The organism is Pedobacter sp. MR2016-24 (assembly GCF_026239655.1).
Classification (GTDB): domain Bacteria; phylum Bacteroidota; class Bacteroidia; order Sphingobacteriales; family Sphingobacteriaceae; genus Pedobacter.
Genome location: NZ_JAPIVO010000003.1, coordinates 426,920 through 448,038, shown reverse-complemented (window position 1 = coordinate 448,038; position 21,119 = coordinate 426,920). Strand labels below are relative to the sequence as shown.

18 protein-coding genes are annotated in these 21,119 nt (G+C 38.8%); 14 read left to right on the top strand and 4 right to left on the bottom strand.

Translation table 11 applies throughout. The features are described from left to right. Positions 1-10: 10 nt before the first annotated feature. From OQX62_RS09705 to OQX62_RS09650, 12 genes are all read left to right on the top strand, one after another. The gene (locus OQX62_RS09705) at positions 11-349 is read left to right on the top strand and encodes a hypothetical protein (RefSeq protein ID WP_265831291.1); all 339 of its coding nucleotides are present in this window, start codon (positions 11-13) and stop codon (positions 347-349) included. A gap of 18 nt (positions 350-367) precedes the next feature. Further along, complete coding sequence (locus OQX62_RS09700) at positions 368-2,014, top strand: hypothetical protein (RefSeq protein WP_265831290.1); 1,647 nt, start codon at positions 368-370, stop codon at positions 2,012-2,014. 1 nt (position 2,015) lies between these two features. Next, positions 2,016-5,924, top strand: coding sequence for a hypothetical protein (locus OQX62_RS09695; RefSeq protein ID WP_265831289.1), 3,909 nt, complete (start codon positions 2,016-2,018; stop codon positions 5,922-5,924). 5 nt (positions 5,925-5,929) lie between these two features. Continuing rightward, entirely contained in the window at positions 5,930-7,234 is a 1,305-nt protein-coding gene (locus OQX62_RS09690; RefSeq protein WP_265831288.1) for a hypothetical protein, read from the top strand. A 31-nt stretch (positions 7,235-7,265) separates the two neighbouring features. After that, positions 7,266-7,832 carry a TerD family protein gene (locus tag OQX62_RS09685; protein WP_265831287.1) on the top strand — a complete coding sequence of 189 codons (567 nt, stop codon included), beginning with the start codon at positions 7,266-7,268 and terminating at the stop codon, positions 7,830-7,832. Between the two features lie 7 nt (positions 7,833-7,839). Further along, entirely contained in the window at positions 7,840-8,493 is a 654-nt protein-coding gene (locus tag OQX62_RS09680) for a TerD family protein (protein WP_265831286.1), read from the top strand. Between the two features lie 13 nt (positions 8,494-8,506). Then, entirely contained in the window at positions 8,507-9,280 is a 774-nt protein-coding gene (locus OQX62_RS09675; RefSeq protein WP_265831285.1) for an OmpA family protein, read from the top strand. Positions 9,281-9,301: 21 nt separating this feature from the next. Next, complete coding sequence (locus OQX62_RS09670) at positions 9,302-9,514, top strand: hypothetical protein (RefSeq protein WP_265831284.1); 213 nt, start codon at positions 9,302-9,304, stop codon at positions 9,512-9,514. Between the two features lie 42 nt (positions 9,515-9,556). Beyond that, on the top strand, positions 9,557-10,354 hold the full coding sequence (locus tag OQX62_RS09665; protein ID WP_265831283.1) for a TerC family protein: 798 nt from the start codon (positions 9,557-9,559) through the stop codon (positions 10,352-10,354). A 275-nt stretch (positions 10,355-10,629) separates the two neighbouring features. Continuing rightward, on the top strand, positions 10,630-13,845 hold the full coding sequence (locus tag OQX62_RS09660; RefSeq protein WP_265831282.1) for a sacsin N-terminal ATP-binding-like domain-containing protein: 3,216 nt from the start codon (positions 10,630-10,632) through the stop codon (positions 13,843-13,845). A gap of 910 nt (positions 13,846-14,755) precedes the next feature. After that, positions 14,756-15,100 carry a hypothetical protein gene (locus OQX62_RS09655; RefSeq protein ID WP_265831281.1) on the top strand — a complete coding sequence of 115 codons (345 nt, stop codon included), beginning with the start codon at positions 14,756-14,758 and terminating at the stop codon, positions 15,098-15,100. 91 nt (positions 15,101-15,191) lie between these two features. Continuing rightward, positions 15,192-16,415: an IS256 family transposase gene (locus OQX62_RS09650; RefSeq protein ID WP_265831280.1), complete on the top strand. Its 1,224-nt coding sequence runs from the start codon at positions 15,192-15,194 to the stop codon at positions 16,413-16,415. Between the two features lie 158 nt (positions 16,416-16,573). On the opposite strand, the gene OQX62_RS09645 is transcribed toward OQX62_RS09650, so the two are convergent. Together OQX62_RS09645 and OQX62_RS09640 are read right to left on the bottom strand one after the other, a co-directional pair. After that, positions 16,574-16,954: a hypothetical protein gene (locus OQX62_RS09645; protein ID WP_265831279.1), complete on the bottom strand. Its 381-nt coding sequence runs from the start codon at positions 16,952-16,954 to the stop codon at positions 16,574-16,576. A 9-nt stretch (positions 16,955-16,963) separates the two neighbouring features. Beyond that, a complete protein-coding gene (locus tag OQX62_RS09640; protein WP_265831277.1) occupies positions 16,964-17,719 on the bottom strand; it encodes a hypothetical protein in 756 nt (251 codons plus the stop codon). A gap of 611 nt (positions 17,720-18,330) precedes the next feature. On the opposite strand from OQX62_RS09640, the gene OQX62_RS09635 reads away from it, so the two are divergent. Both OQX62_RS09635 and OQX62_RS09630 read left to right on the top strand, forming a co-directional pair. Further along, positions 18,331-19,164 (top strand): hypothetical protein, encoded by an 834-nt coding sequence (locus OQX62_RS09635; protein WP_265831276.1) that lies wholly within the window; start codon positions 18,331-18,333, stop codon positions 19,162-19,164. Between the two features lie 171 nt (positions 19,165-19,335). Next, positions 19,336-19,557 (top strand): hypothetical protein, encoded by a 222-nt coding sequence (locus tag OQX62_RS09630; RefSeq protein WP_265831275.1) that lies wholly within the window; start codon positions 19,336-19,338, stop codon positions 19,555-19,557. 88 nt (positions 19,558-19,645) lie between these two features. Here the strand turns inward: OQX62_RS09630 and OQX62_RS09625 are convergent, their stop codons facing one another. Continuing rightward, complete coding sequence (locus OQX62_RS09625) at positions 19,646-19,954, bottom strand: hypothetical protein (RefSeq protein WP_265831274.1); 309 nt, start codon at positions 19,952-19,954, stop codon at positions 19,646-19,648. Between the two features lie 185 nt (positions 19,955-20,139). Beyond that, a complete protein-coding gene (locus tag OQX62_RS09620; RefSeq protein WP_265831273.1) occupies positions 20,140-20,517 on the bottom strand; it encodes a hypothetical protein in 378 nt (125 codons plus the stop codon). Between the last annotated feature and the right edge of the window lie 602 nt (positions 20,518-21,119).

The window sequence follows — 21,119 nt, the reverse complement described above, 5'->3', positions numbered from 1 at the left end:
AAAATAGAACATGCAATCTACATCAGCTTATATCATCACCATCATCACCGCCTTTATCTTTCTAATTTTATCAGCAATCATTGCTAATGCGATCAAGTTTGAAGGAGGCAGCAATCCTAAAGATCCGCAATCGCGGAAGACCTGGTTCTGGATCCTGGCTATCTTAAATCCAATCCTGGCTTTCTTGCTAGGTTACTTCATCTTCAAGCCGGATGCAAATATTATGGTAGTCAACAATTATGTAAGTGCATTGAGTATGGGAACGGCCATAGGCTTCGTCTTGTACATCCTGCTGGGCTTTATACTAAGTAAAGTATTCGCAAACGGCAAAATCGGTCACTGGTTTTAATTTCCTAAATACATTTTAATGGATAAATTATTTGTCATCGCCATAGGCGGTACTGGAATGCGCTGCCTTGAATCTTTTGTACACTTATGTGGCATAGGCATGTTTGATAACCAGGAAATAGAGGTGTTAACGCTTGACACTGACCAGAATAACGGCAATAAGGGTAGGGTAGAAGAGCTGATTAACTTATACAACCGGATCAAAACATCGGGTACAACTGCGGAAGGTGGAACGCCTAATGCAAATACCTTCTTCTCTGCTAAGCTTAACCTGCATCGTTTCTGGACAAACTATTCAGGTCCCGGAAGAGAAAACTATAAAAATATCACGAAGATCAGCACGGGTACACCGGAGCAACAGAAGGCCAATAAACTGGTGTCTGATTTATTCCTGGATACCAGTTCTGTACAGGAATTTGCTTTGGACCATGGTTACCGTGCCCAGACACATCTGGGTTCTATGCTGATGTATCATGGAATAGTCGAAGCAGCGAGAAATATTTTGAAAGGATCTGCAGTGCAATCTCAGGAACGTGAACTGGATGCTTTCATGGGCAAGCTTGAAAAAGCGGGTGCAAATGCAAGGGTGTTTATTTTTGGTTCTGTTTTCGGAGGTACTGGGGCATCTTCGATTCCGGTAATTCCTAAAGCATTGCAGGATTTTGTGAAGATCCGTTCCAATGGAAATGCGAGCATCGATTTTTCTAAGGCTAAATTCGGTTCTACTTTATTGACGGAGTATTTTACCTTCAATAAACCAGATGCGCAACAGAAGTCGACCAAAGCCAATAGCGTAATTGCCGACTCCTCCTTCTTTCCTTTGAATAGTCAGGCCGCCCTGCAGTTTTATCAAAGTGATCCAACCGTACAAAAGTGTTATAAGTTATTGTATCATATCGGCTGGCCGATAGAAAGTAAAAAGATAGATGGAAATAATACTTCCAACCAAACCATAACAGGTGGCAGTGAGCAAAAGAACGCATGCCATATTACGGAGCTGCTTTGTGCTTGTGCGGCCTACGACTTCTTTACGCGTTCTACTGGTTTCGACAGTGCAAAGGCAGATTATCTGTACAAAGCAGTTGAATTTAAAGACAATTCGTTCAATTTCTCTTTTGATGATTTTATTGGTAAAGACAATAAAGCGGGTGAAATATTTGTCAACAAACTGGGAGCGCTCTTTTCCCTTGCGCATATCTCCTTAACCAAGAATGGTGCTGCGTTCGATGACGCCGGTATCAAAGGCTTTATCAGACAGTGTGAAAACCAAAAGCTGAATCAATACAGCACTATTACAGACACGGAATGTAAGGATATCAATGAGTACTTCAAGCTGTTCGCCTATAGTTTTAAAGATGCCAGGTTTATCCCGGGCTGGCTGTATCAGGTGCGGAACTCTGTGGCGCCGGGCAAATTCCTGTTTGATAGCCGGGCTTTTCCAGATAACCAGGCAGAGCTGAAAAAACTAGACGTAGGAACAATGTTCCTCGACGACAAACACCACTGGTCTAAGGGCGGAATATTTGGCGACCGTTACGACACCTTTGTGGCGAAACTCATTAACACTGGTCCGAAGGATGAGCAAAAGGTAAACACTACCAAAGAGAAATTCCTCGCTCACATTTTCAACGCATTGACTATTTCACAAAACTTCGATATAAACTAACATGTCAGATAAAAGAATAAAAGCACTGGCGATAAAAGTTCATCCTAAGACTGAACCTAATGGAGTTGAATTTGCCTGGGACAAGATCCCTCAATTAGAAGTTTTTACCAAGAACATTTTAATACCCGAAATAGCGGTTGACAAAGAAGGCAACTCTTCTGTCAACATAGGAACCATTGTATCTGGTATCCCATCTGTATTTGCTCGTGCTAACTTGTTTAAAGGAGCGCTGGATAACATCCAGGATAAAGATGCGGAAGCAGCTGGTTTGATGCTCTTTTATAAGTCGCTGATTAGTGAATGGAAAGGTTTTATCAGCTGTATCGCTTTAAACTATAAAGATATAGAGGTGAGCCGGGTGCACTTAGCCTATACCGATGGAAATCCGCTCATCAATACAGCGAATATATATGAACCCGTAGGTGCCTTTGGAAATATGCTCTTTGAGCGCCAGCCTTTGTGGTGCGATCAGTCGCTGGCCAACAATGCAGATAAAATCCCTTTCATTGATGTGATCTCTTTTAAAGGGAGTGTGGTAGGCGGAACTTCGCCAGACAGCTTTCTGTTCACCTCTGTAGCCTATAATGTTAAAGATAAACTGCCATTCGTCAACGTACAGAACGGTAAGTTTATAGATCCCTTACAATCAGAATTAAATCCGCAGGAGCTTTTTACACTCTATGGTTACGCCAAACATATCCTCCATCATATTGAAAAATTCAGGGCTAATTATGCAGGTTTGGAAGAACTGATCAGACCAGAATATGGTAATCTATCTTCCTCTCTTCAGGGATGGCTGGATGAGATGGTGGTTTATCAGCAAAAGAAGGGTTATCCCAAATTAGATAACCAGACGCCCCCGGAAGTGGGTTCTTTATTCAATTACCCTTTCAGCATCCTGTTTAACTATTCTACCGAATTATACGGTTCGGAAGGGATCATCTATAATGACCCGTTAAACGGAAGGATCAGTTTTGATCCCAAAGATTTGCTCCTGCCAGATACTACCGAAATCGCACAGATTGATTTTGGCAGAGAAGGTATGGAAACCAAAAACTATTTGAAAGCTAAACCTATCCTGTTACTCGCTGCAGAAACCAAAGGTCAGCCCAATAACTATGCTTACTTTACCTTACCACTAACTCCCCTGGCCTTAAATGTTTTCGGCGCTACACTGGATGCGCTGGTAGGTATTTCAGACGCTTCGAATGTAAAATCTCGGATCACTGCAATCTACGATCCAAACGATAAAAATGGCGAACGTTTAACGGTTAACCTAAAGCTGTATACAGAAACCGGAAATGAGATTATTAAAGAGGTAATCTACAAAGTAACCTCCGATTCGATTGTAGGCAAAGACATATTGATGTGGCCCAATTTCATTTCCAAACAATGGAACCGTTATTTCCTGTATTCAGAGATTCCGCATAATGATGCGAAGTTTCAGGCGACACCATTTATCGGGAATATTGATGACGACTTCTTCCGGATCGTTTTAGATGAAAATGGAGTGCCCTTGTATCTGGCCAGCAATGGAAGAGCAGCGGTGATTCCTGAAAAGTACGGGGATTTAAAAGCACAGTTACATATTACCTCAAATAATGCGGTTGCGGATAACAAATACAAATACGAAATCTATGAAAGCAACAGGCCTTTTAAAGGCGTAAAATTTGCCCATGCAGGTATTGACTGTGGTTTTGGAATTATACGGTATGACGGATCAGGAAATACACAATCACTGCCCGTCAATATGCTCAATTCTCCGAAATCGTTATCCAAAGCCTATCTGGGGGTCGACTTTGGCAGTACCAACTCGTCTATCGCTTATTTTTCCGATCATAAAAATGAGGTGTGTGAAAGCCTGAAACTGACCAATAAAAGAGTTTCCCTTTTATCTACCGATGCGAAAAATAACGACGAGCGTCCGGCTGTGGAGGATGAGATTTTCTTTTTTCAGAACGATGAAATTCTGACCAATGCCATTAAATCTGTGCTTACCATTCACGATTCCAGAAGGGTAATTAATGAAAATAACATACAGAATGATTCATTAATGGCGCAAGCTATTAAAGGTGGTTTTCCCTGCTTTGAGAAGAACCTGCCGATAGAAACTGCAGAAGACAACCGATACATATTGAGCTACAATAGAGTAGGGAGGGCAGAATTAGTATACAATATGAAATGGTCTACCCAACCTATTGATAAGAGTTATAAAACTGCTTATCTGAGCTCACTGTTACTGCACGTTTATGCACAGCTATTTGTTGAAAACCATGAGCCGCACACGCTAAAATGGTCTTATCCCTCTTCAATGGGTAAGGAATTGCTAAGTGAATACCGGGCAATCTGGGATTCACTGAAAGAGATTTCTCCGATTGTGGGTAACGTCAAATTAAAAACTTATCCTCCGTCTGATCTTTCAGATCTGGGTGATACTTCTGGTGGAAGTGCGTGGAGTACGCCTGCAGCTGAAACCAGTTGGGGCAGTGGCGCTGCGGCAGCACCTGTGTCTGCTTCAGGCTGGGGAACAGCCGAAACCACTACCGGATGGGGAAGTGAAACTAAAGCTCCTGCTAATGCGGGTGGCTGGGGCAGTGAGACGACAAACAAAGCTGTAGCTGCGGTCAATATCGCTACCGAAACCGGTCCGGTGAAATTCGACTTCAAAAAACTAAGTAATGAAGAATCGCTTTCTGAAGCCTGTGCGGTAGCGAATTATTTAGTTCGACCAAATGGCGGCTATTCCATTAATCCTGGCGAGCTGGTATTGTGTTTTGACATTGGTGGCAGTACTACTGATATCACCGCCTTATGCCAGATGGAAGGTGGCAAAGCAATGATCAAACAGAACTCTATCCGTTTTGCAGCAGAAAGAATTGCACAGGCCACTAAATATTCGCCCAACTTTAAGAACGTCCTGTTAAGGATGTGCGAAAAGAAAAACATCTCCATCCAGGGATTAAATAAGGGTACCAATAAGTTTTCTGAAAACACTGCTCCCTATTATTTTGAACAGGTAGTAGACAGGTTAGAGGCCTCAGACTTTGAAACCTTTTACCTGCTGATTGCTGCAGAGTGTAAGGAGATGATGAGCATTAACTTGTATGTGACAGGACTGATCATGTTCTACGCAGGGCAGCTGGCCTATAAACTAAGAACCGAAATCGTAAAATCTGAAGATGCCCCGGCAGCAGTTAAAGCAATTCCACCTAAAATTAAGATTGCTTTTGCAGGAAAGGGATCCAGAATTTTTGATTGGTTCACTGCCGTTAACCCGGCAGCAGCCGACGATTATTATACCCAGATGTTTATCAGGGGAATGGGCGGAGAAGCTGTCGCAAGACAGACCATTACGCCAATTCATACCAGTCCTTTAAAAATTATCGATATCAACTCACAGCGCGGAACAGACAATGCCGATGTCAAGTATGAGGTATCCAAAGGTCTCGCAATTCCTACCCATATCACCAGTATCCTTGTGCCTACCAATAAACAGGCTATAGAGATACTCGGGGAAGATAATTTCTGTGTGGTTACGCCTGCAGGAGAGTTCAAATACCTGGAATCCACCAATTCGATCACTCCAGAGATGTTGGAACACATTGGTAACCATTTTATTTGTCTGCCGCCAGATGGCAAAGCCCATTGTCCGAGATTTATGGACTTCGCAGATCTGTTCTATAAAGTATCCTCCAGTATGTTCGGCTTAAAAATGAATAATGCAGATTTTATGGCCGGCTTCCAGGATATGAATATCGAAAATTATATCAAAGGAGAACCCGGTTTTATCAAAGCACAAAAGCGCAAGCACGACGATCAGAAGGAGTTCGACTATGTAGCGCCAATCATCATTTTAGAAGGGATGAAATTCTTTGAAAAACATCTGCTTAAAGGAATCCAAAAACAATAAACGCCATGAGATTCTGTGTATTAGCAAAAATATCCAAACGTATGGTTACTTTCTGGTATCAATCAGAAAGTAATCCCTATGCGCCATTAAGTATCAAGGAATCAAATGAGATTCCCCTGTACTTCTATGTGAACGGTAACGACTTTATTTTTGGTAGTGCAGCAAGAGAACGCTTTAACAGACATGATCCTAATAGCTACGGGAATTACTTTGAAATCATCAAAGACCCAAGCAAACATTTCACCATTTACGGGAACAAAAAACCGGTAAAGCAACTGTTCTACTATGGCATAGAACAATACCTATCACATTTCCTGAACACGGTTTTATATAAAGCGGAGTCTATAGAATCCTACCGGCAGCATTTCCCATTACGTTTTTTGTTTGATACAGATATAGAAGATCAGGAAAAATCGCTCATAGAACACTTGTTTCAGGAAGCCGGGTATTTCAATTTAGACCGTGTATTGTATAACAAGACGCTCTTTAGCGTGCTGGCTGGTAAAGGAACTTTACCTTCACAAAAAGCGGTTTTGTTACTCAGCGGAGTTGATGATGTGCTCTATGCAAAATTGTACAAAGACATCAACGCTGAAGCGATAGGGACTTTCAAACTCGAAGGTCAGGGTGCAGACCCGAGAGTAAGGATTCTGGCCGATATGATTGTAGAATACATCATTCTCCAGAATTCCTATTTATCAATCGATAAGGATACAGAGATTGCTGTTTTGCTCCCATTTTGTGCCAGTCTGCTCGAAAGTACAAGCCCTATTATCAAAGGAGATGCAGAGCTGTCTGATGGTAATGCATACTGGTTTAAGGTCAACGCCAATAACCTCAATGACAGGCTGCAATATTACTCTAACGACAGCATGATTTATGCTGCGATAGATGACCTGTTAAAATCTGCCGGTATTGTTACAGAAAATGTAGTTATTCTTTTAGGCACAGCGGCCATCAGTACTTCCTATTTCTCCGGTAAACTCCTTAAGAAATACCAGCATGTAAAAGAAGTGCAATCAGCAGATGTTAGCGACACCATGAAAGCCGTTTTCGCAGGAATCTCTGCCGCTAACTACGCAGCACCCGCAAAGGCGCCGGTTCAGGCTAAGTCGCAAGCTCCTGCACAACCACCTGCAAGACCTGCACTACCAATACCCAAACTGCCACCTCCTTTGCCACCAAAAAAGGTTGCCAGTGCCGCTACGCCGCCGCCAATCATTACGCCCAGGTTACCAGAAGTTAAACCTCCTGTTCCCACAAAAGTGAATCCAGTAAAACTTCCGCCTATCCCTCCTAAAAAAGGATAGTGACCGGAGATCAATTTAATATAAAAATATTATGGCTATACAAGTAGAAAAAAGAAAACCAGTATCAATTACCAAAGAACAACCAGGGCTAAATAAAATTATAGCCGGTTTAGGTTGGGATCCTGCCACCGTAAACGGCCATCCGGTAGATCTGGACCTGTCCCTATTCATGTTGGGTGCAGATGGTAAATTGGTAGCAGATGAGTACTTCATCTTCTATAACAATGAAACAAGTCCGGATGGCTCTGCCCATTATCCCGGCGATAGCAGGGGTGGCGAAGGTGAGGGCGATGATGAAGTGATCCATATCAACCTCGGTAAAATAGATTCCAGGGTTGAGTTCCTCTATTTTGCGGTCACCATAGATCAATGCGAAGAAAGAGGCCATCATTTCGGTCATGTGCAGAATTCTTATATCAATATCAGAAATGCGGTAGACAATTCCGTGCTGTGCCAGTACAAGCTGCAGGAAAACTTTACTACTGAAGACTCCCTGATCATTGCTGCTATTTCCAGAAATGGAGGCGAATGGAATGTAGAAGCGCTGGGTCAGGCTTTTTCAGGCGGATTATATACACTAATAGAATTATATCAATAAGAAACATATGAGCAGTTTTAATTTAAGCAAGGGAGATCGGTTCTCCCTGTCCAAGGCAGCGCCCGGACTTTCAGTTGTGAAAATAGGCATGGGATGGGATCCTAACGATGAACCCGGAGGACCGGAGTTTGATTTGGACGTGTCCGCCTTCTCCATAGGCAGTAACTTCAAGATCCCCTCAGATTCCTACTTTACATTTTATGGTCAGCTACGTATGGGTAACCAGATCGAAGATCAAATAGAGAAAGGTTTATTCAGACCCCTTACCGAAGATGGTGCAATCCTTGGCGCCATTGATGATCCCGATGGGAAAAGGAGCGATGGCGACGATGATGAAGATATGTTTATCGACCTCTCTAAAGTTAGTCACAAGATTGAACAGATCATTATCTGCTGCACCATCTGTAAATACCCTCATGATAACAAAAAAGACCGCAGAACACTAGACCTGAACTTTGGGCAAGTGAATGACTGTTATATCCGAATCGTTGATGAAAGCAATGGTGAAGAAATTATGCGCTATGATCTGAGAGACCAATACACTAACGAAGATGCTGTAGAATTCGGTCGTTTGTTCCGCGTTGGTGACACCTGGGAATTCGAAGCTATGGGCAGAGCACATACCGGCAGCCTGCAAACATTAGTAGATATGTATACCTAATCTGATAGAAATAATGGCATTCGATTTAAACAAAAACGATGGATCTGCTAAAGAAACATCCAACAAAACACCAGGCAATTCTAAATTTGATTTAACCAAAGGAGAGGCTGCAGGAACAACAGTACCAGCAAATTCATCCGGTTCAAAAAACTGGATTGTCGCGCTGACAGGTATCTTAATAATTGGTGGTGGAATCTGGTATTATTCAACCCGCTCAGCAAAGGTCAGTGAATCTGGTGGTGCACCACAGGAATTAGCTGTGAAAGATACTTCTTCTACTATAGCTGAAGCACAGGCCAAACTAGGCGCTGGCATTGCCAGTACCAAACCCAGACCCGAAAGTCCTTCTGCAACCACTGAGCCAAAAATAGCAACCTCCGTTACCGAAAGTGCTGAAACAGCTCCCGCACAACCAGAAGCAGTATCTAGCAATGCCGCTGCAGTTATTAAGCGATTAAACAATAAAATTCCTGCAACCTTTGCACAGGGTTCTGCTTCATTTAGTCGCATAGATCAATCATTGATCAAACAAATCACGTCTTACCTGAGTAAAAATCCAGCATCATCCATCCAGGTAAATGGATATGCCAGTAGCGATGGGTCATTAGCTATTAACCAAACCATTTCGCAGGCGAGGGCCGATGCTTTTAAACAATACCTAGTGTCAAAAAGTATTGCCCAAAATAGGGTAGTAGCAACAGGGAAAGGAATAGAAAATCCAATCGCATTAAATGATACCAATGCCGGTAGAAAAAAGAACAGAAGAGTTGAAATTACGTTTCCATAAATTTTTAAAGAAATACGCATCGTGGCGAAGAGAAGAACTAAGAAAACTACGGCTCATCAAACAGGTTTTAAAAAAGCTGTAATCTCACTGGGAATACTGTTCAGTGTGATCCTCTTTCTGATCAAAATCATTACCGGCAGCATGGGCTGGTTTGAAGTTTTTGCTCCGGTACTGATTGCCTTTTTTATCCTTTTTATGCTCTCCGTATTGAGGACGGTTTTAAGAAAGATATAACCTGAACAGACAATAAATAACACCTTAAAATTATAGGATATGATGGATTTTTTACACACTATTTTAGGAGATGACATCCAGGCCGGACTACTCGTAGTGTTGAACCTGGTGGTGATAGAAAGCTTGCTTTCTGTAGATAACGCTGCGGTTTTGGCGACCATGGTGATGGATCTGCCTAAAGATCAAAGAGACAAAGCTTTGAAGTATGGCATTATAGGAGCCTATGTGTTTCGTGGGATATGTTTATTCCTTGCCGCTTGGTTGGTTCAAATATGGTGGTTGAAGCCTTTAGGTGGATTGTATTTGCTTTACCTGGCTATAGACTATTTTTTGAAGAAGAATAAAAATGCCGAAGGCGAAGAAGAGGAGGTAGATAAAAGTAAAAGTTGGATATATAAGTCAACCGTAGGATTGGTAGGCACATTTTGGGCGACCGTTGCATTGGTGGAAGTGATGGACTTGGCTTTTTCTATAGATAATGTATTTGCTGCGGTAGCATTTACAGATAACATCTGGCTGATTTACATCGGGGTATTTATAGGAATTCTTGCGATGCGTTTTGTAGCCCAGGCTTTCGTGAAGCTGATGGAGAAGTTTAGCTTTTTGGAGACAGTTGCGTTTGTGGTGATAGGAGTATTGGGGATTAAACTGACTTCATCATTGTTTACTCATTTCTATCCTGAATCAGCGGTTTCTCATGCGATAGAAGGAGAGCAGACGCATTTGTTTGTTTCAATTTTCACGGTGGCTGTTTTTGTAATTCCGGTCATTACTTCGATTGCGTTCAATTATCCGAAGAAAAATATCTTACAGATGGAAGTCGTGGAGCCTGCTGAATAGGTTTTTGATAAGACATAATTTGTGCATTATGATCACTAGATAGGAACAAATCTGGTATAATTATTCAAAAAAAATACCTATATAGATAGCTCAATTTTTTAAATAATATTGAGAAAACACAGTCTTTGCTATGCCGAAAATTAAATTCCCATTCCTGTAATATTAAACGATATTTAGTAATAGGAGCTTTTTCGAAGTCACTGGGCATTCCTAGATATCAACCAATAAGTTATAGTAATAAATAGTATTTAATTCAAAAATATTTTGAAATTGACATGATGACAGAAGCTGAAGAAGAACGCGAAAAACTACGAGTTGACAGTGAAGCCCGTGATATTATTCACGATGTAAATAGTTTAACAAATAGAGATGAATTACAAAAAACAAGGTGGGTATGGGAGTTCCTGCAAAATGCAAAAGATACTGATGAAGGATTAGGTGTAGATATAACTTTTATGCTTGAAAATGATAAAATTACTATCAGCCACAATGGCGCGCCATTTGAAACCAAGCATTTAATCGCAATCTTACATAAGAAATCTACAAAATCACTTGGTGGCGATGACGGTACAACAGGAAAGTATGGAACCGGTTTTGTTACGACTCATATTCTTAGTAAGGTACTCAATATCTCAGGCATCCATCGAAATACTGTTGGAGAAAGAAAATTTCAGATAGCAGTTGATAGAACTTCCGCAACATTGGAAGAAAGAGAAGCTTTAATAAAAATGAAAAGATCCATCAAAACAACTTTTGATGAGATCAATAAAATAGGTGATTTGCCTCCGGAGATATTCGATAGTTATACTCATTCTTTTGTTTATGAATTAAGTGAATCTGGTAGAAAATATGCCGAAAAGGGATTAGATGAACTTGAAAAGAACGTTGTATTTACTTTATTGGTTAATGGAGGAGACATCATAAGAAAGAAAATAAAATCCATCAAAATAATTAGAAATAGCACTTCTAATCTATATCGAATTGAGCCTGGCATTTCAAAGGTATCGGGCTTAAAATATGTTAGTTCCGGTAATAACGATGGTATACTTTATAGCGAAACCGATAATCTTATTTTTGGAATTCCTGTAGCTGAAACCATGGATGGTTATTTGTTAAAAAGTTTGGAAAATAGAGCGGTGCTATTCAGAGAGTTTCCCTTAATTGGTACAGAAAACTTCAACCTGCCGGTATTTATTCAACACAATGATTTCAGGCCTACAGAACCGAGAGATGGTGTTGTAACTAAAAGAGAAACAGAGTCAGAAAAGGAATTTACACCTGATGCTAATAGAATTTGTATGTTAGAGTTCAGGAAGGAGTATCTTTTGTTTTTGGATTTACTTGTAAACGCGAAAGTCGATAATTTGTATTATTTGACCTTATCTGGCCTGCCTATTGAATCAAAGAATTACACAGGTGAGGATTGGTATCTCAAAAACATACAGAAACCAATCAGAGATTTTCTGACGACAAAAGAGTTGGTACAAACAGTCTCTAAAAAATTAATTAGAATTGGTGAAAGTAAGTTTCCATTGTTAACTGAAGCTAGTGGAGATTCATTTTACGAAGTATTAATCGGATTGTTACCTGACCAAATTCCAAACAATAAATGTTATTCTTTTCTAGATAAAGTTATCAATCAAGAAATTGAGAACTGGCCTGAAAATATCTCGATTTCTCTTGAACAGCTGCTGAGCAATTTGCCTACTTTGATAATAACAGAAAATGGATTTCCTTATGAAAGTCTAAAGATTGTCTATCAATATCTGCAATCTATCAACTCCACATTGGGTGAAACATTCCCTATTTATCCAAATGAAAAGAATGAACTAAAAGTAAGAGGTGAGGTTAGATTATATCCAACTATTGATGATGAAATGAAGTTTGTTTCACATAGGTTAGGCAGAGACTTAGATTTAGAATTTTTAAATAGAGCATTAGGAATTGATGTTCCTGGGATTGCGCCATTCGATTTAGAAAATTTTTATAAGTCTCTAAACAACGAAGTTATTAGCAAAATACCTGTAGAAACAGCATCAGTTGAACAAATTTTAGCAATTCTTCACATTAATACTTTGTTCAAGACCGATAGGGCGCACAAAAGAGAGGAGTGGTTAAATTTGATTAAAGAGTTATTGCCAAATAGTTTTGGCGATAAGAAATACATAGCGATTGATTATGATAATTACCAGTATCCTGCAGAATTGTGGACAGCAAAGTATTTCTGCTACTTAGTACAAAATGAGATTACTATGACGCAGTTTGCTAAAGTTTATTTTGAAGAGGATTTAAAAGCTGCCTACTATTGGCTTAATAGGTTCTTAAACTACTTAAATTCATCGAGAGATGATATTAAGCTTTTTTTAACAAAATACAAGGTAGTCCCCACTCAAAATACTAAGATGGTTATTCAGGATGGTCAGGAACCGAGTAAATGGAACGGAGTTTTTAAAGCATATGAAGAGTTGTTGTATAAAGAAGACAATCCAAGATATTTTGATGAGGATTTAAAGACTATAGTACAAGATCACTGTAACTACAATCCAAAAGAGTTTTTAATTGCAAATGAGATACAAGTTGCTGATTTTAGAACTACAGACGTTAATTTTATTACAAAGCATATCGATAAGCTTTTTGAAGATAATGAAATTTCGGCTAAAGTCGCAGTCGGTGGTAAATTCCACGATGTTTTTAATACAGTTAATTCCTGGTTTGATAAGCATTCTGACGCCTCGAGTTATCTAAAAACATTCGCTGCAAAAAGGGATGTTTTATATGTTATCTCTCTCGGAGAAGGATTTAGCACGCACATTAAAGCACTCAAGGATTCTGGGAAATCTATTGAAGATATTTCTAAACTTGCTGAAATCAATCTATCAGTTGAACATATGCAGAGGCTTGAAGCAGTTGCGAACGAGTTAGGACCTGAAGCCCTTATTTCAAAAGCGCAAGAAATGATAGTTATAAGGAATCAAAGAATAAGATGGCAAAAAATAGGTAGAACTGCTGAAGATGCATTCAAAAAAGTTTTTCAAAATATAGATATGGAGATGGAATTGTTTAATCCAGATTTGGGAAAAGACTTTGAAATCATTTTGAAAACTAAAGGTTATTCTATTGAAATTAAGAATGTAATTAGAGGAAAAGAGAATGTAAGAATGTCAATCCTTCAGGGAAGAACAGCTGTGTTAGAGAAAGAGCATTATGCGTTGTGTGTATTAACAAGACCCGATGATGAAACTAACATTGATGAAGAGTATTTTACTAGCAATTCAAATTTTGTTACTGATATAGGTTATCAGATTGGTGACAAAATAAAAAATTGGGACAGTGGCCTTACAAGTTTGACTTTGTCTGAGGATATTAAAGTGAATCTTGATAATAAAACAGAAAGTGTTTATGTGAATAGACCTATCTGGAGAGATGGAAAACCATTTTCAGAATTTGTAAATGCTTTGAAAACATATTTCGCAAATGATGAGATACTGTAAAATGAATTACGTAGGGCAATAATGTGAACGGTCGTTTGGGAGTGTAAAGTGAACTGTCAACACCATTTCTTACTAGGAGTAGGCGATCAGCCTCCTCCTAGTAAGAAATGGTCGAAGGCTTTTAATCTATCACCAATAATAATATGGAGCTGCGGAATTGTCAAGATCAAGTTCCAAATTGGCATTGTCCACTTTTTAGAAAAAGTCTTTGAAGGCTAAGTAAACGAGTTTTTAGCAGTGATTAATCGGTCTATAACGGGCCACTCATATTGATGAGATATACACTCCTGTTCCACATTGCCATTGTCCATTTTTTAGAGAAGTCTCTGTAGGCTAAGTATGCGAACTTTAGCATTGACGGATCTGATACTTAGGCAACCTTGGTATTAATTTTTTGCTTATTTGTCAATGATTCCACCTATTGTATTACTTGTGTAAATGTCCTTTCTTATTTCTGCATAATACTTAAAATATGTAGAAGTGTTAGTCCAATTATCTAACCACCTCTTAATAACAGTGGATATTTTTTTAACCCTTTTCATATATGTGTTCTTGCTCATCTACAGCCAAATAAATAGCCTGTAGATGAGCAAGAACAGCTTCATATTGAATGCGAAGTTGAGCATTAAACTATTGTTCAGCTCAAAGAAGCAACCTCTTTTAAACACCGATGCATAAAGCTGAAGAATCGTATTAATACTTTTAGTGTATCTTGTAGCAACTTGATCCAAAGCCATTACAGACTAAAAATGGGAAAAACTTATCTATTAGATTACCGGTGCCAGTATTTGGATTACCAAAAACACCTCCTGCAATGGAATGCATACAGATGGATGAACATATAACTGAATGCGATCTTCTCATTATTGCTCAATTTTTTAAAATGCAAATGTAATACGAGAAAATTTCTGTGCCAGAAGCTGTAGATGAGGAGTTTCAAGATGGCGATTTTGAGGTTATAAATGCACTTTTCTTTTCAAATGTTTTTGGAAACAAAGAAGGAGACCTTATTGCTGCCTTTCTATCAAAGTCTGCTATAATAAAAAGTAAGGAATTTTCGCTCAAACCACTCGCAATAGACTCTATTTCAAACTATGAACGCCGACCTCTTGACCCGGTCTATGCGTTGAAGATATTAAAAAGAGATTCGATACTAATTGGGGATGAGCCAATGCCTGATTTCAACATTAATGATGAAAGAGGTCCAAAGTCAACAATTGGATCTGTAACCCTCCCTTTTTTCGAACCGGTTTAGGAGGCGAGAATTCAAATTTATATATTATTTGAGAGTGTAAAATAAACTGTGTCAGATAGTTATTTATTAACTTAGAGACACAGTTTATAATATGAAAAAAGATGAGCAGCTCGAATATGAGCAAATGAAGCAAAAAGCCCTAGAGCAATTGCGTTCGGGCAAATCACTGTATGGTAAGGATGGAGCATTCGCCCCTTTACTCAAAAGCTTTCTGGATTCGGCTTTGGAAGCTGAATTAGATAGCCATCTGGATGCTGATGAACGCCTTTCTGGTAATCGAAAGAACGGTAAAACTAGCAAAGAAGTCAGAACATCCTCAGGAACTATTTCAATCGATACCCCAAGGGATCGCAGCGCAACCTTTGAGCCAGAGATCATCCGTAAGCGGGAAACTATCCTTGCTGAGAGCCTGGAATCAAAGATTATCGGCATGTATGGTTTAGGCATGAGCCTAAGGGATATCTCCAAACATATCAAGGATATGTACGATACTGATATCAGCCACGCCACCTTATCAGCCATTACAGACAAGATTATTCCTGAGGTGAAGGAATGGCAATCGCGCCCACTGGACGATCTGTATACCATTGTCTGGCTGGACGCAATGCATTATAAAGTAAAAGAGGATCATCGAATGATTTCTCATGCAGTCTATAATATTATTGGAATAGACCGTCATGGCTATAAAGCTCTCTTAGGTATGTATGTGTCACAAAGCGAGGGGGCAAATTTCTGGCTCTCGGTATTAACCGATTTACAAAACAGAGGTGTAAAAGACATTTTGATCGCCTGTATTGATAACCTTAATGGATTCCCTGCTGCCATCGGTACAGTGTTCCCTCAAGCAGAAATCCAGACCTGCGTAGTCCACCAAATTAGAAATAGCTTAAAATATGTAGCTTCCAAAGACCAGAAAACGTTCATGGCAGACCTGAAGCCCGTTTATAAAGCAGATACTCTTGAACAGGCCGAACTTAGGCTTGATGATCTGGAAGCTAAATGGGGTAGAAAATATGAAAAGGTGATTGAGTCCTGGAGAAATAACTGGCCAAAGCTGACAAGCTATTTCAGATATGATGCTGATGTACGTCGACTAATTTATACCACCAATACGATTGAGGGATTTCATCGGCAAGTACGCAAGGTGACCAAAACTAAAGGCGCATTTACCTCTGATATGGCACTATTAAAGCTCATTTACCTGGCTCACAATAACATCAGCCAGAAATGGACTATGCCTTTGGGTAATTGGGCAATCACTGCTCAGAAACTTGCTATTTGGTTTCCTGGTCGAATGATATTAGATTTGAATTAAATATTCAAGGCATCAATCCTTATGAATCAATGCCCTGACACAGTTTATTTTACAGACCCTTATACATATAATAAACCATCAGTTTTATTTCTGTTGATAAAAATGAGCTTACCCTCAGCATATGGGTACTATTAAACAGAATAAGCTCATTTTCCTTTTCATCCTAACCCATCAAGAATATATTTCGCCCGTTCCGCTATCACAGCCTTCTGCCATTGCCTGATCACATTCCTGCCTGCTTCTCTTGCTTTTACGCCATCATCATTATGCTCTTTCATTTGTATCGCCAACGTATCATTAAAACACTGCAGGTAGTGTTCTTCCAGTTCTATGTCCGTTTCGGTTTCGTCTTCCTTGGCATCTATGAGTTGCAGAAAGAACAAAGTAGCCCATTTGTTTTTACCTTTCACATCGGTATAATAGGTTGGAAATGAAACATTTTTCGCAAAACACTCCATTACTTTTTGCGGCCTGATATTGTAAATTGTGCAGAGGCTCAACAGATCCTCTGGCACATCTATTTTAATAGTAGTTTCCATAGTCATCAATTAGTTTTGATTCATCAGTTCCTCATAACGTTTTTGGTAGAATCTTTTAAATATTGCTGTCCTTTCCTTCACACTTCGTATGGTGTAGATGTGCAGCCTCATTTTTTCTGTTGCCATTAAAAAGACAACTTCGTCCTCCGTCAAATCCGGGGTTTCATCATCTGCCAGTCCGAAACCGAGTACAATTTTCATGAAGAAGTGCATAGTGAAATTATCATTTGGCACTTTAAGTCCGGTTTTGGCTTCCATTTCTGCAAGAGAGATCCTGCTCATGAAATGCTCCAGAAATTCTGCAGGATAACAATTGTGCAGTTCGCACATGACGGTGAAATCCTTAGTGAATTGCAGCGTAGTGTTTTCATCCAGGTAAAAAGTATCGGAGGTAGTGTATACACGTTCCATAGTAGCATACAAGTCATTGATGTAGGAGAGCGATTTTTTTCTTTTAGCTTTTGTATATCCTGTTTCACGGTTGGCCAGGTCATAAATGCCTTTGAAATTTAAGGCAGTGCTTTCCAGGCAATGTTTGTAAGCATGAGCTCCATTTGCAGTTCTTCTTAAGGAAGATACAAATACACTAATTGTCTTTGAGGCCTCGGAGAATCCCTCGCTGTAACCATCAGCAATAGAATCATAAACTGTAGCATGGTCGATAAAGATCTGCAGGACTTCCCGCGGTTCCAGTTTGTAGATCTTACAGGCGATCAGGAATTCTAAAGGGATTTGAACTACATGGTGATTGGTTTTTGTTTTCATATTGATCTTATTTAATTTTTCAATTTAAATAAGCCTCTATGAGGGTTACCGCCCTAAATGGTATAGGGCTGGTAACTCACTCAGTCTATTGTGTTCAGGCTCTGATAAAGCCACCCTCTCTTTCGAAAGGGCCGTAACAATGACATAAGTGAGCACCAGCCCTATAACAAATATAGGGTTTAGGATGCTCTACTTACGCTCGCTACGTTAAATTTATCAGATTTGAACGCGAGGCTTGTAAGCAATTCTTAATTATACATCAGCATTGCGTATGCTTTATTTCTTTTTTGATTTTTCCATATGCTAATTTAGTTAGCTTTATTGTAAACAAAAAATATATTTCAAATTAAAATAAAAATATAAAATAGAAATTTAGAGGCGTTTTGATCAAATGCTGCTTTGATATATTGAATAACCAAAATAGCAGATAGCTTATTAGAAGAGGAGTACGATGAAAAGAATCAATAGATACACAACAAAGCAGCAAAAATTAAATTGACTGCAATTCAATTGCAGAGTAGGGAAGATTCTAATAGATTGATAGAGAATATTTATATTGGGAAATCTGATAGAAAGCAGCATGTTTTTCAGATATTCATGTTAAATATTTTATGATGCAGCATTTGGAGGAAATATTTCAGCGTCTCAATTTAAATGATCAGCTCTTGGCGCTGGTTAACGGGCAGATTGATATTCCCTATCTGGATCGGTTTAATCAACCTGATGGATATTGGTATCCTCATCCGCCGGCAATGGTACCAGTATTTCTAGGTTATGGCGCTTCTTATTATGGATTACTCCATCACTTCTTTTTTGAAAGAGAAAAGACCTTTGTTGAATACTCATTGGAGAGGGGATACATGTTAGAGTATGCCAGGAATGCTAATCAGTTTTTTGCTCAGATGGTTTTAGATATGGATATAGTAGCTGACGGACTGAATGACAGGATATTAAAATTCTGTGAAGATATAGCATTCAAAGAATTTAAGCAGGTTGATGACTTTGCTGATCAATACGGAGATATAACTGATGACTACGATAAGCTGGTCCATTTAACCAATGATACGCCCCTAACTTATGTTCAAAGTTTAGCTTCCTATAATGGTGATTATCCGGCTTCAATAAAACTATTTAATGCCCGGCAGATTTCCAATTGCTGTACATTCGAAATCGATGAAAGCTGGTATATGAATAACATAGACCAGTTGCCAAGATGGTTTAAGAAGGAAATTCCACAAGATGAGCTTTTCAGGGATTATCTTGATAATGATGATTTAAAGAGTGCATGGTTAACGTTAAATAGTTCCGGCTGGAAATTAAAAGATGTAGCTGAAGGGCTCAATATCTTAACCAGGAAAACTGATGATCCATTATTTCACCTCGTAGCAGCGAATTGGATGGAGGGCTTCCGAAATTCGGCAGATGTAAATAATCATTGTTATTAGCAAAGCATTGACATTAAATTTTTTCTGGTATGCTAAATTATAATGCTCCAGTCTATTCTGGTATAAAACGGATAAAAATAACGAACTAAATGATGGTATTTATCGTATGTTATTTAAGATAAAATATTAATTTTGATCATTGACCCGAATATCGGTGAAAAAGCCTTGCGTATGAGAAACACATTTGCTGACCTGGTAGAAACTGTTGCGGAATTTCAGTATCAATCAGAACATTTAATAGAGACTTTAGACGGCTACATACAGGAAGCCAAAGATTTCAAAGATGTTGATGAACATGAGAGAGAGACATTGTTGAAGACATTGTATCAGCTACGGCCAATTATTATTCAATCATTGAGCTGTAAAGCGATAATAAGCTCTCTTAAATTGTAAACAGCCCCCCGTCTTATCAGAGGTTTTTATTGTCCCGAACATTTTCGACAGGGATAATCGTATGCAATAAGCAAGGGTAATGAAAGGTTTATTTCTTTCTTGGTTTGGATTTAATATCAAATGCATCCACCAGCTTTAACATAAACTCCCTGAAAACCCGGTCTGCTTCCTCTTTTTCCTGTAACATTTTTTCTATAGCATATTTGGGATAAAATCTGGTGACGTTGCGGTAAGTGTCCAGCCCGGCCCCGCTGGGTATGAGCTGTTCCCCAGAATTTACAAACTCACGTGGCGTATACCATTTCTTAGTATCAGCAGAAAATAGCATACATCCGCTATCGAAGGCTTGCTGTGCAAGTTTAAGCCGGTCTTTGTAGAATTGATCTTTCTCAATCATAGGTAAATCATTTTATGTAATGCAATAATACTAAAAATATTAGTAATATTATATATGATTAAATTTGATTGTGTATTCAGGGACAGGAAGGGAGAAAAGGCACGTGCAAAACATTGTAATCAGCGCCAGGAAGAGTTATTCATGGCACTGATTGAGCAACTGTTATGAATCAATTTAATTTTTCATTATCTGGATAATATCACTAGGTAATCTTCCTTTATGGCTTCGTTATTTATCACAACATTCCCGGTGGCTATTGATATTTGTTTAGCGGTATAATTGGAAATTACAGCATCACGTTTCTTAGCATTATTTTCCACGATCCACGACTTTTCACTTTTATAGACCAATAAGTATGAGTTCATATTACGGACTGTTTTTAATGAAGCTTCTATACATTCAGACTTTGAACAATCAGTTATTGTTCTTGCACTGAAATTGAACTCATTTAATACTTTGCTTTTATTCTGCAGATCATTCTTCTCAGTCAAAAGCTGAAGATTTTTTCCTGGTGTCATTGCTATCATGAAACACGCGGATGCTACAATTGTTGATATATTCATTTGATAAGGTTTTTAACTTCAATGATTTCTACAAGACCAGTAAATGGCGCAGATCAGATACATTGCTGTAACACCCCTGGTTGCCTTAAAATATCTGTGGTGGATCCACAGTCTGCCTTTTAATAATCTTTAAAACAAACTTATATAAGCACCTGATTATTAGAGGTATTATATTAGCGAGTTACGGCTGTATTTTATCATTTAACAATCGCAATTTAGTACTGGTCGTGTAACGTTTAATAGATTGAACACGTTGCACCGAGTTGGCATTTATGTTTTTACTTTATCATTTTTATAGGATCGGGTGTTTTGATAATTAGTTAGATATCATTGCACGGGATTTAAAATTATGGCAACGCATATTTGCCGGCGTCTATTAATATTATTCTTCATAAGTGATATAATGATTCTCTGTTCTGCAACAATGATTCTATATATGCGCTATGTATCACATTCGCAGAAAAAATTTTAAAATAATATTATTTACCATCTAAAAATCTGTTGTTTTAACGCCTTTCACTTAATGTATTATAATGAAAGAACTGCAAATTATTTTGTGATTTTATACAAAAACCATAGTCTAAAATGCATATTTTTTGTTT

Bases quoted from the DNA above. Each gene is read 5' to 3' on its own strand.
- OQX62_RS09705 (WP_265831291.1), top strand. From the start codon at position 11: ATGCAATCTACATCAGCTTATATCATCACCATCATCACCGCCTTTATC.
- OQX62_RS09700 (WP_265831290.1), top strand. From the start codon at position 368: ATGGATAAATTATTTGTCATCGCCATAGGCGGTACTGGAATGCGCTGC.
- OQX62_RS09695 (WP_265831289.1), top strand. From the start codon at position 2,016: ATGTCAGATAAAAGAATAAAAGCACTGGCGATAAAAGTTCATCCTAAG.
- OQX62_RS09690 (WP_265831288.1), top strand. From the start codon at position 5,930: ATGAGATTCTGTGTATTAGCAAAAATATCCAAACGTATGGTTACTTTC.
- OQX62_RS09685 (WP_265831287.1), top strand. From the start codon at position 7,266: ATGGCTATACAAGTAGAAAAAAGAAAACCAGTATCAATTACCAAAGAA.
- OQX62_RS09680 (WP_265831286.1), top strand. From the start codon at position 7,840: ATGAGCAGTTTTAATTTAAGCAAGGGAGATCGGTTCTCCCTGTCCAAG.
- OQX62_RS09675 (WP_265831285.1), top strand. From the start codon at position 8,507: ATGGCATTCGATTTAAACAAAAACGATGGATCTGCTAAAGAAACATCC.
- OQX62_RS09665 (WP_265831283.1), top strand. From the start codon at position 9,557: ATGGATTTTTTACACACTATTTTAGGAGATGACATCCAGGCCGGACTA.
- OQX62_RS09660 (WP_265831282.1), top strand. From the start codon at position 10,630: ATGATGACAGAAGCTGAAGAAGAACGCGAAAAACTACGAGTTGACAGT.
- OQX62_RS09650 (WP_265831280.1), top strand. From the start codon at position 15,192: ATGAAAAAAGATGAGCAGCTCGAATATGAGCAAATGAAGCAAAAAGCC.
- OQX62_RS09645 (WP_265831279.1), bottom strand. From the start codon at position 16,954: ATGGAAACTACTATTAAAATAGATGTGCCAGAGGATCTGTTGAGCCTC.
- OQX62_RS09640 (WP_265831277.1), bottom strand. From the start codon at position 17,719: ATGAAAACAAAAACCAATCACCATGTAGTTCAAATCCCTTTAGAATTC.
- OQX62_RS09635 (WP_265831276.1), top strand. From the start codon at position 18,331: ATGATGCAGCATTTGGAGGAAATATTTCAGCGTCTCAATTTAAATGAT.
- OQX62_RS09630 (WP_265831275.1), top strand. From the start codon at position 19,336: ATGAGAAACACATTTGCTGACCTGGTAGAAACTGTTGCGGAATTTCAG.
- OQX62_RS09625 (WP_265831274.1), bottom strand. From the start codon at position 19,954: ATGATTGAGAAAGATCAATTCTACAAAGACCGGCTTAAACTTGCACAG.
- OQX62_RS09620 (WP_265831273.1), bottom strand. From the start codon at position 20,517: ATGAATATATCAACAATTGTAGCATCCGCGTGTTTCATGATAGCAATG.